General features: G+C 67.0%; 13 protein-coding genes. 2 read left to right on the forward strand and 11 right to left on the reverse strand.

Annotated elements, in window-relative coordinates; translation table 11 throughout:
- Window positions 1–177: 177 nt before the first annotated feature.
- The 5 genes from ACZYRS_RS24350 to ACZYRS_RS24370 form a co-directional block, all read right to left on the reverse strand.
- Window positions 178–891, reverse strand: coding sequence for an ABC transporter ATP-binding protein (locus tag ACZYRS_RS24350; protein WP_463421305.1), 714 nt, complete (start codon window positions 889–891; stop codon window positions 178–180).
- Window positions 888–1,658: an ABC transporter ATP-binding protein gene (locus tag ACZYRS_RS24355; protein WP_198787742.1), complete on the reverse strand. Its 771-nt coding sequence runs from the start codon at window positions 1,656–1,658 to the stop codon at window positions 888–890. Before ACZYRS_RS24355 ends, ACZYRS_RS24350 begins: the two co-directional genes overlap by 4 nt.
- The gene (locus ACZYRS_RS24360; protein ID WP_463421306.1) at window positions 1,655–2,614 is read right to left on the reverse strand and encodes a branched-chain amino acid ABC transporter permease; all 960 of its coding nucleotides are present in this window, start codon (window positions 2,612–2,614) and stop codon (window positions 1,655–1,657) included. Before ACZYRS_RS24360 ends, ACZYRS_RS24355 begins: the two co-directional genes overlap by 4 nt.
- Window positions 2,615–2,619: 5 nt before the next feature.
- Window positions 2,620–3,480, reverse strand: coding sequence for a branched-chain amino acid ABC transporter permease (locus tag ACZYRS_RS24365; protein WP_198787740.1), 861 nt, complete (start codon window positions 3,478–3,480; stop codon window positions 2,620–2,622).
- A 177-nt stretch (window positions 3,481–3,657) separates the two neighbouring features.
- A complete protein-coding gene (locus ACZYRS_RS24370; protein ID WP_463421307.1) occupies window positions 3,658–4,863 on the reverse strand; it encodes an ABC transporter substrate-binding protein in 1,206 nt (401 codons plus the stop codon).
- A 220-nt stretch (window positions 4,864–5,083) separates the two neighbouring features.
- Here ACZYRS_RS24370 and ACZYRS_RS24375 point away from each other — a divergent pair, with 220 nt between their 5' ends.
- Complete coding sequence (locus tag ACZYRS_RS24375; RefSeq protein ID WP_463421308.1) at window positions 5,084–5,848, forward strand: FadR/GntR family transcriptional regulator; 765 nt, start codon at window positions 5,084–5,086, stop codon at window positions 5,846–5,848.
- A gap of 8 nt (window positions 5,849–5,856) precedes the next feature.
- Here ACZYRS_RS24375 and ACZYRS_RS24380 read toward each other — a convergent pair whose 3' ends face one another.
- The gene (locus ACZYRS_RS24380) at window positions 5,857–6,828 is read right to left on the reverse strand and encodes a LysR family transcriptional regulator (protein WP_463421309.1); all 972 of its coding nucleotides are present in this window, start codon (window positions 6,826–6,828) and stop codon (window positions 5,857–5,859) included.
- A 108-nt stretch (window positions 6,829–6,936) separates the two neighbouring features.
- Between ACZYRS_RS24380 and aptA the strand changes: the two genes are divergently transcribed.
- Entirely contained in the window at window positions 6,937–8,292 is a 1,356-nt protein-coding gene (gene aptA / locus ACZYRS_RS24385) for an omega-aminotransferase AptA (RefSeq protein WP_463421310.1), read from the forward strand.
- A gap of 128 nt (window positions 8,293–8,420) precedes the next feature.
- Here aptA and ACZYRS_RS24390 read toward each other — a convergent pair whose 3' ends face one another.
- From ACZYRS_RS24390 to phnA, 5 genes are read right to left on the reverse strand one after another with little or no spacing between them, the layout of a single operon-like run.
- A complete protein-coding gene (locus ACZYRS_RS24390) occupies window positions 8,421–9,809 on the reverse strand; it encodes an FAD-dependent oxidoreductase (RefSeq protein ID WP_463421311.1) in 1,389 nt (462 codons plus the stop codon).
- A 17-nt stretch (window positions 9,810–9,826) separates the two neighbouring features.
- On the reverse strand, window positions 9,827–10,252 hold the full coding sequence (locus tag ACZYRS_RS24395; protein ID WP_463421312.1) for a GNAT family N-acetyltransferase: 426 nt from the start codon (window positions 10,250–10,252) through the stop codon (window positions 9,827–9,829).
- 20 nt (window positions 10,253–10,272) lie between these two features.
- Window positions 10,273–10,839 (reverse strand): phosphonate degradation HD-domain oxygenase, encoded by a 567-nt coding sequence (locus ACZYRS_RS24400; RefSeq protein WP_463421313.1) that lies wholly within the window; start codon window positions 10,837–10,839, stop codon window positions 10,273–10,275.
- An 11-nt stretch (window positions 10,840–10,850) separates the two neighbouring features.
- Entirely contained in the window at window positions 10,851–12,308 is a 1,458-nt protein-coding gene (gene phnY, locus ACZYRS_RS24405) for a phosphonoacetaldehyde dehydrogenase (RefSeq protein WP_198789811.1), read from the reverse strand.
- Between the two features lie 24 nt (window positions 12,309–12,332).
- Entirely contained in the window at window positions 12,333–13,559 is a 1,227-nt protein-coding gene (gene phnA / locus ACZYRS_RS24410) for a phosphonoacetate hydrolase (protein WP_463421314.1), read from the reverse strand.

Genomic DNA, 13,559 nt, shown 5'->3' on the forward strand with positions numbered 1-13,559 from the left:
ATCCGGGAGGCGAAACGCTGGTGCGAATGGGTGATTGCTCAGCAAGACAAGAGCCATTGGGCTGAAACAAGAGCCGTTCGGGCTGAAACAAGAGCCGTTCGGGCTGAGCTTGTCGAAGCCTTGCGCGGCGCTTCGACAAGCTCAGCGTGAACGGGCGGGAGGCAAACGCGCCGGCCATCACGCGAGACCGACGCCGAGGTAGCGGTCTTTCACTTCGTGGTCGGCCATGAAGGCGGCGTTGCCGGCCTCGTGCACGATCACGCCCTGCTCCACGATGTAGTGGCGGTCGGCGAGCTGCACGCACACCTCCAGGTTCTGCTCGACCAGCAGGATGGCGACGCCCGCGGCCTTGATGGTTTTCAGCTGCGCGACGATCTCCTCCACGATCACCGGCGCGAGGCCTTCGACGGGCTCGTCCAGGATCAGGAGGCGCGGATGGTTCATCAACGCGCGGCCGATCGCCAGCATCTGCTGCTCGCCGCCCGAGAGCTGCCCGCCGCCATTGCGGCGCCGCTCGTTCAGGCGCGGAAAGATGCGATAGATGTCGGCCAGCTGCCAGGGCGAATCGCGCCGCTGGCCGAGCAGCAGGTTCTCCTCGACCGTGAGCAGCTTGAAGATGCCGCGGTGCTCGGGCACCAGGCACACGCCGCGCGTGGCGATGCGGTGCGCAGGCTGGCCGGCGATGTCGGCGCCTTGGAAGCGCACGCGCCCTTTCGTCGGCGTGACCGCGCCGGCAATGCTCTTGAGCGTGGTCGACTTGCCCGCGCCGTTGCGGCCCAGCAGCGTGACGAGCTCGGCCTCGCCCACGGTCATCGACACGCCCTGCAGCACGTGGCTCTTGCCGTAGTGCGCGTGCAGGCCCTCGACCTCGAGGATGTTCCCGCCGCTCATGCCTTGCCCCCGGTGATCATGTTGCCGAGGTACGCCGATCGCACGCGCGCATCGGCGCGGATATCGCCCGGCAGTCCTTCGGCCAGCACGCGGCCCAGCTGCATCACGGTCACGGTGTCGGAGATGTCCATCACGATGTTCATGTTGTGTTCGATCAGCACCACCGTGTGCGCATCGCGCAGGCTGCGGATCAGGCGCTTCATGTCATCGAGGTCGTCGATGCCCATGCCCGAGGTCGGCTCGTCGAGAAAGATCGCCTTCGGTTTCGCGGCCAGCGCCATGCCCACTTCGAGCCGGCGCTGCTGCCCGTGCGAGAGCACGTTGGCGGGCGTGTCGGCCAGCCGCTCGAGGCCGACGCGCGCGAGCACCTCGGCCACGGTCTCGGCGCAGGCGCGGTCGCCGACCGGCGCGCGCCAGCAGTTCATCGCCTGGCGCGGCGCGATGCCCTGCGCCGCGACGCGCAGGTTCTCGCGCACCGAAAGGCTCGGGAACAGGCTGGTGACCTGGAACGAGCGCGCCATGCCGCGCTGCACGCGCCGGTGGTCGGGCTCGTGCGTCACGTCGTGGCCGTCGAACAGGATGCGCCCGCCCGTGGTGGTGCCGGTGCCCGTGAGCATGTGGAACAGCGTGGTCTTGCCCGCGCCGTTCGGGCCGATCACCGAGTGCACGGTGTTGGGCTTGATCTTCAGGTCCACGCCGCCGAGCGCGGCGAACTTGCCGTAGTGCTTGGTGACGCCGATGGCTTCGATGAGAACGGGCTGCGTCATGCTTTTTCTCCCTGCGCTTCGGATGCGGCCGGGGCGGAAGGCGTCCTGCGGAACACGCGCCGCCATGCGGCCTCGCCCAGCCCCCAGAGGCCGCGCTGCATGCCGATGCTCACGCCGATCAGCAGGAGCCCCAGCAGCAACAGCCACCGCGGCCACAGCGTGGAGAGCCAGTCGGCCAGCAGCACGTAGAAGGCCGAGCCCAGCACCGAGGCGAAGAGGTTGCCGGTGCCGCCGATCACGGTGATGACCAGGATCATCTCGCTCGTGTGGTACTCGGCGTTCGACAGCGGCGCGATGCCGGTCATCATCGCGTGCAGGCCGCCGGCCAGGCCCGTGACGGCGCCCGAGATCACGAAGGCCAGCAGCTTGAAGCGCTTGAGGTTGTAGCCCACGGCCGCGGCGCGGTCCTCGTTGTCGCGGATGGCCAGCAGCGTGCGGCCGAAGACCGAATCGGTCACCTTGAGCAGCAGCGCGAACGCGATGAGGAACATGACCGCGACGAAGGCGTAGTACTTCCACGGCGTGTCCATGAACGCGGGACGCGGCACGTCGAGCAGGCCGTTGTCGCCACCCGTGAGACCCGAGGCGGTGTACGCCACGAAATAGAACATCTGCGCGAAGGCCAGCGTGAGCATCACGAAGTAGGTGCCGCGCTGGCGGATGGCGACCCACCCGACCACCGCCGCGCCGACCGCGCCCATGCCGATGGCAGCGAGCAGCGCAAGAGGCATCGGCAGTTGCAGCCGCGTGAGCAGGATCGCGATGGTGTAGCTGCCCAGGCCAAAGAAGATGCCCTGCCCGAACGACAGCAGCCCCGTGTAGCCCAGCAGCAGATTGCAGCCCAGCGCGGCCAGCGCGTAGATCAGCACCTCGCTCGCGAGCGAGCCCGAGCGCATCAGGAGCGGCAGCGCGAGCGTGACGGCGAGCGCCAGCAGGAATGTGTATTTTCTCGGCATGGCCGTCATCCTTTGCGGCCGAGCAGGCCATGCGGGCGCAAGAGCAGCACGGCCGCCATCGCGATGTAGATCATCAGGCTCGCGCCGGGCGGCCAGATGGTGCTCATGAGGCTCTGCACGATGCCGATCAAGAGGCCGCCGACCAGCGCGCCGCCGAAGCTGCCCAGGCCCCCGATCACCACCACCACGAAGGCGACGCCGAGCGCCTCGACGCCCATGAACGGTTCCGCGCCGCGAATGGGTGCGGCCAGTACGCCGGCCAGCGCCGCCGTGGCCGCGCCCAGCGCGAACACCAGGCTGAACACGCGGAACACGTTGATGCCCAGGAGCGACACCATCTCGGTCGATTCGCTCCCCGCGCGCACCGCGCTACCGAGGCGCGTGCCTTCGAGCACCCACCACAACAGCACCGCGAGCACGGCGGTGAAGCCGATCACGAAGAGCCGGTATTTGGGATAGACGAAGTCGCCCCACATCACCACGCCCTGCAGCAGGTCGGGCGTCGCCACGCTGTTGCCCAAGGGGCCCCAGAACACGATGACGATCTCCTGCACCGCGAGCGCCAGGCCCACGGTCACCAGGATGTGGAACTCGTGCGGCTTGGCGTACACGCGGCGCAGCAGCAGCTTCTCGGCCAGCCAGCCGAGCGCGCCGACGAACAGCGGCACCAGCACGAGCGCGGCCCAGAAGTTGAGCCCCCACTGCATCGCCTGGAAGCACAGGTAGGCGCCCAGCAGGTAGAAGGCGCCGTGCGCGAAGTTCACGAATCGCAGCAGGCCGAACACGATGGACAGGCCAACGGCCAGCAGGAAATACAGCATGCCGATGCCGATTCCGTTGATGGTCTGGAGCAGGTAGACGGTCATGGAGATTCAGTGGATTCGTGGACCGCGAAGGATCGGAAGCAGGCAGGCGCCTCCCCACCCCGTTCGCCCTGAGCCTGTCGAAGGGCTGGGCGCGGCGTGAAAGGCTTCGACAAGCTCAGCCCGAACGGTGGGCGGGCACTGCCAAGGCTGCCCAGGCGGGGTGGGATGCACTTGGGTTCAGGCCAGCTTGCAGCCGGTCTTGTCTGCGGCGAGGAACGACTTGCCCGAACTCACCACGTCCACGTAGTCCGCCGCGTCCTTCATCTTCGACTTGGCCTTGCCCTTGAGCAGGTAGTAATCCTTGATGACCTGGTGGTCGGCCTTGCGGATTTCCTCGGTGCCCGTGAGCCCGTCGAACTTCATGCCTTCGAGCGCGGCGATGACGGCCTTCTGGTCGACCGTGCCGGCTTTCACGATGCCGTCGATCAGGATCTTGGTGCAGATGTACGAGCCCGCGAGGCTGTAGTTGGGCACGATCTTGAGCTTGTCGGCGGTGCGCTTGACCAGGTCCTTGTTGAGCGTGGTGTCGGCGGTGTGCCAGTACTGCGCGCCGAAGTAGACGCCGTCGCACAGGTCCGCGCCCAGTTCGTCGAACTGCTCCAGGCCCGAAGCCCAGGCCATGAGGATCGTCATGTTCTTGTGCATGCCGAAGCTCACCGCCTGGCGCAGCGCGGCCGACGACTGTGCGCCGAAGTTCAGGAGCAGCAGCACGTCGGGCTTGGCGGCCATCGCGTTGGTGAGGTAGCCGCTGAACTCCTTCTCGTTGAGCGAGTGGTAGCTGTTGCCCACGTGCTCGACGCCCTTCTCCTGGAAGATGTTCTTGGCGGCACTCAGGAGGCCATCGCCGAACACGTACTGCGGCGTGATGGTGTACCAGCGCTTGGCCTTGGGCATCGAGGCGATCAGCGGGCGCACCGTCTGCTCGATCGCGCCGAAGGTGGGCACCGACCAGCGGAAGGTGGCGGGGTTGCAGTCCTTGCCCGTGATCTCGTCGGCACCCGCGGTGGTGATGAAGAGGCCGCCGGCCTTCTCGGCTTCCTTGCCCATGGCGAGCGCTTCGGACGAGAGGATGCCGCCCGCGAAGAACCTGGCGCCCTGCTGCTGCGAGGCTTCCTGCACCTTGCGCACGGCGGTGGCGGGCTTGCCCTCGGTGTCGAGCACCGTGTAGGCCAGCGGGCGCTTCAGGACGCTCCCGTACTGCTCGATCGCCAGCTTCATGCCCAGGTCGGCGAACTTGCCGTTGGCCGCGAAGGCGCCCGACATCGGGACCGGGCAGCCGAAGCGGATGGCGTCCGCCGATTGCGCGAAGACCGAGCGGCTCGCCAGGAGCGAAGCCGGGGCGGCCGACAGGGCGGCCAGCTGAAGAAGGTGTCTGCGTTGCATGGGAGTTCTCCGGTCGTGGTGTGGAAGTAAGTGGAAGGGGTGCCTGAAAGGGGGGTCTGCGGGTGCCGGCGAATTTAAGCGGATAAATAGGATTAATATGTTGGTAAAAACCCGCTAGCAAGCCTTGTGCCCAAAACCAACCGGACCCACCCATGACGCCGTTTAAGATCGCGCGCTGTTGCGCATCCCGCGCATCTCCCGATGGGCATGGAGCGTGTGAATGACAGTGGGCCAACACCGCCCCAAACGGCAAAAGCTCTCGGACGTCATCGTCGAAGACGTCAAGCGATGGATCGTTGCCGAGAGGAAGCAACCCGGCGATCGCCTGCCGAACGAGAAGGAACTGATCGAGCTCTTCGGCTATTCGAAGAGCACGGTGCGCGAGGCATTGAAGGCACTGGAAGTGCGCGGGCTCATCTCGATTCGCACCGGCCCCGGGGGCGGTGCCTATCTACAGCAGGTGTCCGTGGACCATGCCTCGGAACCGCTGCGCAACTTCCTGCACTTCCATCACCTGGACGGGCACCACATCTACCAGCTGCGCAAGGTGCTGGAGCCCGAGCTGGCCGTGAGCGTGGTCGGCCGCCTGACGCCCGCGCAGTTCGAGCAGCTCGAAGAGAACGTGCGCCTGTGCACCATCGAGCCCACCAACGAGGACGAGCTGCGCATGCAGCGCGAGGCCGAGCTGGCGTTCCACACGATGCTGGCGGAGAGCTGCCCCAACCCGGTGCTCTCCTTCATGTGCCGCTTTCTCAACGACCTGCTGCGCGACCTCGTGGTCTACAAGAAGGCGCTGGACCATCACCACTTCGGCGAGGCCAACGTCGACTATCACACGCAGCTGCTGGCGGCCTACCGCAAGGAAGATGCGGAGGAAGTGCGGCGCCTCATGGCCGAGCACATGGTCGATGCCGAGGCGCACATGCACGAGATGGAGGCGCACATCGGCGCCAAGCACCTGTTGCTGCCGAGCGGGCAGCGCTGAACGAACCGCTAACGCGCGTGCGCCTTCTCCAGACACGCCTGAAACGCCAGCACCGCGCGTGACGGCTTGGGCGAGCGCCGCAGCAGGCTCACGAACCGGCACGCGTAGTTGAAGCGCGCCGGCAGCACCGCCTTCATGAGCCCGCGCGCTTCGAACACCTGTGCGTAGTGATCGGGCAAAAAGCCCAGGAAGCGCCCCGAAAGAATCAGCGTCGCGATCGCCTCCTGGTCGAAGCCGGTCGCCTTGCGCGAGAGCCGCGCGCGGTGGCTCAGTTCCATGTTCGGCGAGTGATAGCCGAGGCCCGCGAAATGGTGTTCTCCGAGCTTCGACCACGTGAGCTTCGCGTGCGGGCTGTCGAACAGCGGATGGCCCTTGCCGCAATACAGCAGCATCGTCTCGTCGAACAGGTCCGCATACACGAGGCTCTTGGAGCTGCGGTGCGCCGGGATGATGCCGATCTGGAAGTTGCCCTCCAGCACGCCCTGCTCGATCGCGTTGATCGAGCCCACATGCACCGCCAGGTTCACCTCGGGCGCGATGGCGGTGAAGCGCGCGATGGCCTCGCCGATGCGCGCCTTCGGGTTGGTGGCGGTCTTGTCGAACAGCGCGACCTCCAGCTGCCCGCCCATGCGGTTGTGGATGTCGTCGATGCTGCCGCGGAAGGCATCGACCGAAGCCAGCAGCCTGAGCGTCTCGTCATAGACGCGCTGCCCCTCGGCCGTGAGCGCGAAGCCCGCGCGCCCACGCCGGCAGAGCACGAGGCCCAGCCGGGTCTCCAGGTCCTTCACATGGCGGCTCACGGTCGAGGTGCCGATGTTCAGCTCGAGCTCCGCGGCCGCCATGCCGCCGCAATCGACCACGCTCTTGAACACCTTGAGCAGGCGCAAGTCCATGTCGCTGAGTTGACCCAGGACCGCACGGTTTCGGGCGCTGGGGGCACTGTTTTGGGAGGCTTGCGGAGCTTTGGCCTTTACTTGCATGGATCGTCAAGTGAACATTGATATTGCGCCATTCTCCACACTGAAGGCACTGCGAACAATCGGCGCATTCCTTCACCCTCCGGAGCCCGCCTGCATGCGGGAAGCGCCATGACCCTCGCCACGCCCGCCATCGAACCGACGCCCACCGCGCGCACCGACGCCGCCTGGCTCGAAGCGCACTGGATGCCCTACACGGCCAACCGCAGCTTCAAGGCCGATCCGCGGATCATCGTGGAGGCCAAGGGCGCCTACTTCACCGACAACGAAGGCCGCAAGATCTTCGACGGCCTCTCGGGCCTGTGGTGCTCGGGCCTGGGCCACGGCCGCCCCGAGATCACCGAGGCGGTGAGCCGCCAGATCGCCAGGCTCGACTACTCGCCCGCCTTCCAGTTCGGCCACCCGCTCTCGTTCGAGCTGGCCAACAAGATCAAGGAGCTGACGCCCGCGGGCCTGGACTACGTGTTCTTCACCGGCTCGGGCTCCGAAGCGGCCGACACGTCCCTGAAGATGGCGCGCGCCTACTGGCGCACCAAGGGCCAGGCCAGCAAGACGCGCCTGATCGGCCGCGAGAAGGGCTACCACGGCGTGAACTACGGCGGCATTTCCGTCGGCGGCATCGCGGCCAACCGCAAGCTCTTCGGCCAGGGCGTCGAAGCCGACCACCTGCCACACACGCAGCTCGCATCGAACGCCTTCACGCGCGGCATGGCCGAGAGCGGCGCGGAGCTGGCCGACCGCCTGCTCGACCTGATCGCGCTGCACGACGCCTCGAACATCGCGGCCGTGATCGTGGAGCCCTTCGCGGGCTCGGCCGGCGTGGTGATCCCGCCCAAGGGCTATCTGAAACGCCTGCGCGACATCTGCACCGCGAACAACATCCTCCTGATCTTCGACGAGGTCATCACCGGCTTCGGCCGCTGCGGCGCGCTCACCGGCGCGGAAGCCTTCGGCGTGACGCCCGACATCATGAACATCGCCAAGCAGGTGACCAACGGCGCGCAGCCGCTGGGCGCGGTGGTCGCGAGCAAAGAGATTTACGACACCTTCATGGCGGCCGGCGGCCCCGACTACATGCTCGAATTTCCGCATGGCTACACCTACGGCGCGCACCCGGTGGCCTGCGCCGCAGGCATCGCCGCGCTCGACGTGCTGCAAAAGGAAGACATGATCGGCCGCGTGCAGACGCTGGCCCCGCACTTCGAGAACGCGGTGCACAGCCTGAAGGGCAGCAAGCACGTCACCGACATCCGCAACTTCGGCCTCGCCGCCGGCCTCACGATCGCGGCGCTGCCGGGCGAGCCCGCGCGCCGCCCGTACGAGATCGCGATGAACTGCTGGAAGAAGGGCTTCTACGTGCGCTACGGCGGCGACACGATCCAGCTCGCGCCGCCCTTCATCGCGGAGAAGGCCGAGATCGACCGCATGGTCAACGCGCTGGCCGACGCGCTGGCGGAAACCAACTGATCTCACTCATCCGTTCGCTCTGAGCCTCGCCCCTACCCGTTCGCCCTGAGCTTGTCGAAGGGCTGTTCGACGCGGGCGCAAGGCTTCGACAAACTCAGCCCGAACGGTGCCCGTAGCGTATCTGCGGCTCAGGCCTTGTCGGCCTTGCCCGCGGCGTTCGCGAGCTTGCTGAGCATGCGGTCCACCAGCCACGGCTGGCGGTCCTGGTCCTCGGCGAGTTCCTTGCGGCGGATCGCGTTGCGCACGACGATCGAGCCCACGTAGCGCATCGGCTCCGGCGGAAAGTGTCCGAGCGGCCCGTTCGTGATCGGGCTGCGCGTCCATGCGTTGTCTTGGTCGAGCACCAGCGACGAGAGGATCTGCCCGCCCATGTAGGTCGGCCCGACGCCGTTGCCCGAATAGCCGAAGCCGTAGTAGATGTGCGGCGCCCCATCGAGTTTTCCGAAGAACGGAAAGCCGGTGACCGAGCGGTCCGACGGACCGTTCCAGCTCGCGGTGATCGGCGTCTCGCGCAGCGCCGGAAAGAAGGAATGCAGGGCCTGCGTGAGCTCGGCCTCGTAGGGCGAGCGCTCGTCGAACACCTTGGCCATGCGCCCGCCCCACGCGAAGGTGTTGCCGCCCTTGCCCAGCATGATGCGGCCGTCCACCGTGCTGCGGTAGTAATAGACGAAGGTGCGCGAGTCGAGCACCGAGACGCCGTCGGCCAGGCCGATCTGCTGCAGCAACTGCGGGCACCGCTCGGTGATGATCATGTCGCTCGACACGATGGCGATGGTCCGCTCGAACTGCGGGAAGGTGCTGGCCATCCATGCATTCATCGCGAGGACCAGCTTCTTCGCGCGCACGCTGCCGGCCGGCGTGCGCACCACCACCGGATGGCCGGTGCTGAAGTCCAGCATCGGCGTGCGCTCGTGGATGCGGATGCCCATGGCCAGCGCCACGCGCCGCAGGCCCCGCACCAGCTTGCCCGGATGCACGGTGGCGGCGATCGGCGAATACACGCCCGCCAGGTTGCGCGCGGAGCCCGAGCGCCGCGCCACTTCTTCGGGCGACAGCGTGCGGTAGGAATGAATGCCGCGCGCTTCCAGCGCCTGCATCATCGGATCGAGCGTGCCGATCTGTGCCTGCGAGGTCGCGGTGTAGAGCGTGCCGTCCTGCCGCAGTTCGGCATCGATGCCGTGCGCCACGCAGAAGTCCGCGATGTGCTGCACCGCTGCCTCCGACGCCTTCACGAGACGCACTGCCTCGTCTTCGCCGAACAGGCGGCGCAGCGTCAGGAACTTGGCCGACCAGGTGAGGAGACAACCACCATTGCGGCCGCTCGCACCGGCGCCGCAAAGGTCGCTCTCGAGAATAACGATATCGAGCCCAGGCGCTTGCAGCTTGGCTTGAATGGCCGTCCACAGGCCGGTGAAGCCGCCGCCGACGATGCAGACATCGGCGCTGTGTTCGCCCTGCAGCGCGGGCGCGAGGTCGCCGTCGTTGAAGAGGGCCTGTTCGATCCAGAAAGGGCGCATGGCGGGCTCGCAGGTTTTCAGGGCTTGCGCCGCATGTCGAAGGAAAACTCGGACTCGCGCTCGACGACGAACCCGAAGCGTTCGTACAGCGCCTTCGCCGGATTCGCCTTCAGCACGCTGAGCGTGAGGTCGACGCGGGCGCGCGCGGCCTGGTCGATGACTTCGGCCAACAGGCCGGCTCCGATGCCGCCGCCCTGGTAACCAGGTGCCAGCTGGATCTGGATGACCACCCACTCCTGCGGATCGCGCGACACCTTGAGCAGGCCGACCGGCGCGCCCTCGTGCAGCAGGATCTCGGCGCACTCGAAGCGATGCATCAGCCGCGTCATGTGATGCGCGTCGCTGACCTCGCCTCCGGACGCCAGCACGTGGCCGTTCATCGTCTGCTGCCGCAGGTCGAGCAGGAAGGGAATGTCCTCCGGCCCGGCCTTGCGGCGCTGCATTGCCGATGCCCGCGGGACGCTCACGGCTGCGCCGTGGCAACGGGCTTCGCGGCGATCGCCAGGTGTCGCGCGTAGTGCGCGAGGTCGGGCGTCTTCGCATCGGCCAACTTGGCTGTGTCGTCCCAGCGCCGCAGGCGCACCGCATCCATTGCATACGGCAGGGCCTCGAAAGCGCTGGCCTGCGCGGAGTCGAACACGCCGCCCTGCAGTTGCAGGCTGCGCTTCGAATCGGGCGACAGCGCCTCCAGGTAACCGGGCACGCGCGCGCACAGGAAGCGCTTGGCATCCACATGCAGGCGGATCGGCTCCAGCGTGGCCGGCCCGAACAGCGCGCGAAGAAATGGCAGGCAGCGGTACTGGTGCAGGTCGTCGAGCCCCTGCTGCGTCGGCGTGCCGCCGAAGTCGTGCAGCAGGTGGCCCAGGTCGTGCAGCAGCGAGGCCGCGATCAGCGCGCTGCCGGCGCCCTCCTGCTCGGCCAGGTGCGCCGACTGCAGGGCGTGTTCGAGTTGCGTGACGGGTTCGCCGTCGTACTGCGCGTGGCCCTTCGTTTCGAAGAGGCCGACGATGTCGTCAAGGCTCAGGCTCATGATGCTTGCGATTACCAGGGCAGCGAATAGGTCTTGGTGTTGGTGAAGCTCTTCATCGCCTCGAGCACGCCTTCCTTGTAGCCCAGGCCCGAGTCCTTGATGCCGCCGAAGGGCGTGAGCTCCAGCCGGTAGCCCGGCACTTCGCGCACGTTGACGCTGCCGACATTCAGCTCGCGGATGAAGCGCGTGATGTAGTCCAGGCGATTGGTGCAGACCGCCGACGAGAGGCCGTAGGCCGTGCCGTTGGAGATGCGGATCGCCTCGTCGATGCTCTTGAAGCGGATCACCGGCGACACCGGCCCGAAGGTCTCGTGCTTGGCCACGGTCATCTCCGGGTCCACATGGTCGAGCACCGTCGGCGAATAGAGCGCGCCGCGGCGCTCGTTGCCGTAGCGCAGCTTGGCGCCGGCGGCGATGGCTTCATTGACCACGGCCTCGAACTGCTTGGCCGCGGCCTCATCGATGACGGTGCCCATGTCCGTTTCAGGGTCCATCGGGTCGCCATATTTCAGCGCACGGGTCTTGGCGACCAGCAGTTCGACGAACTGATCGGCCACCGACTCGTGCACCAGCATGCGTTTGACTGCTGTGCAGCGCTGGCCCGAGTTCTTGTACGAGCCGTTGGCCGCGAGCGTGGCGGCCTCCTCGACGTCGGCGTCTTCCATCACGATGATCGGATCGTTGCCGCCCAGCTCCAGGATCTGGCGCTTGTAGACGGCCTTGCCCGCGATGTACTTGCCGATGGGCACGCCGCCGGTGAAGGTGACCAGGTCCACGTCGGCGTTGGTGAGCAGCTCGTCGGCGATCTCCTTCGGGTCGCCGGTGAGCACCGACAGCATCTGCGGCGGCAGGCCCGCTTCGTAGAGGATGTCGGCCAGCAGGAACGCGGTGAGCGGCGTCTTCTCGCTGGGCTTCAGAACGATGCGGTTGTTGGTCGCGATGGCCGGCGCCACCTTGTGGATCACCTGGTTCAGCGGATGGTTGAACGGCGTGATGGCAGTGATGGCACCCAGCAAGGGCTCGCGCATCGTGTAGACCTTGCGGCTCTTGCCGTGGTGCGTGAGGTCGCACGAGAACACCTGGCCATCGTCCACCAGCGCCTGGTTGGCGGCGAACAGCAGCACGTCGGACGCACGGCCCACTTCGTACAGCGAGTCCTTGCGCGAGAGCCCCGACTCCAGCGTGATGGTGCGCGACATCTCGTCCAGGCGCGAGGCGATGATCTCGCCCGCGCGCATCAGGATCTTGTAGCGCTCGTAGCGGGTGAGCGTGGGCTTGTAGTCGCGGGCGATGCGCAAGGCGTTGCGCACGTCGTCCAGCGTGGCCTTGGGCACGGTGGCGATCACTTCGCCGGTGTAGGGGTAGGTCACGTCGATCGTGCGATCGCGATGGACCTTTTCTCCGGCGATGCGCAGGGCCTCGCGGTGGATGGTGCCTGGCTTCAGGATGGCTTGGCTCACTTGGCTCATGGAGGTGCTCCGGATGACGTTTCGTTATGGGGCGTGGTTCAGCGCGATGTCCAGCGCATCGAAGTTGCGCAGGCGCCGGCCGGCGGCGATGCCGGTCACCGGACGGTTGCAGATCAGCGGCACGCGCTGCTCCGACACGCCGCCGTGCGAGCGCAGCGGCACTTCGAGTGCCGACAGGTCGTGGCGGCTCGCCGAGGTGCCGATGACCGTGTTGCGCTCGCTCACGACCACGATGTCGCCGATGCGGTCGGGCGGCAGTTCGAAGCGCTGGGCGGCGTCCTTGCGCGAGAGCACGAGCTCCATGCCCGGCACCTGCCTGATGCGATCGATCCAGCCGGGCGCGCTCGCCTCGTCGGGCGCATAGACGGTGGCGAACGAGCCGAGCGCACCGTGGTGCACCACGTAGGGGTCGGTGATCGGCAGGATCACGCGCGCCGTGCCGGCGCCGTACCAGCCGTCCAGCACGTCCTGCAGGTAGATGACGTTGGGCGAGCCGTCGGCGCCGTGCTTGTCGTTCATGCCGTGGTCGGCGGTGACCACGATGGTGGCGCCCAGCGCATCGAGCTGCGCGAGGTAGCCGTCCATCATCGCGTAGAAGGCGTTGGCCGCGGGGCTGCCGGGCGCGGCCTTGTGCTGCACGTAGTCGGTGGTCGAGAGGTACATGAGGTCGGGCCGCTGGCGCTCCATCAGCTTCACGCCCGCCGCGAACACGAACTCCGACAGCTCCGCGCTGTAGACCGAGGGCACCGGCATGCCGACCATGCCGAGCACGTCGTCGATGCCGTTTTCTTCCATCGTCACCTGGTCCGACTTCTCCGACGAGAAGCAGATGCCCTTCATGCGGTGGCCCAGGAGCTTGCGCAGCTTGTCCTTGGCCGTGACCACCGCCACCTTGGCGCCCGCATCGGCGAACGCAGCCAGCACGGTGCCGGCGCGCAGGTACTTGGGGTCGTTCATCATCACTTCCTGGCCCAGTTCGCGGTCGAAGAAGTAGTTGCCGCAGATGCCGTGCACCGCGGGCGGCACGCCGGTCACGATCGACAGGTTGTTCGGGTTGGTGAACGAGGGCACCACGCAATCGCCCAGCAGGTTGGCGCCCGACCTGATCATGCGATCGAAGTACGGGGCGACGCCGGCCGCGATGGCCGCGTCGAGGTAGGCCGGCTCGCTGCCGTCCACGCACACGACCACGACGGGGCGTGCCATCCAGCGATAGCTTCGGGCATTGACTTCGAGTGTCTCCGGTGTCAT

The organism is Variovorax sp. AC194, from assembly GCF_979257995.1.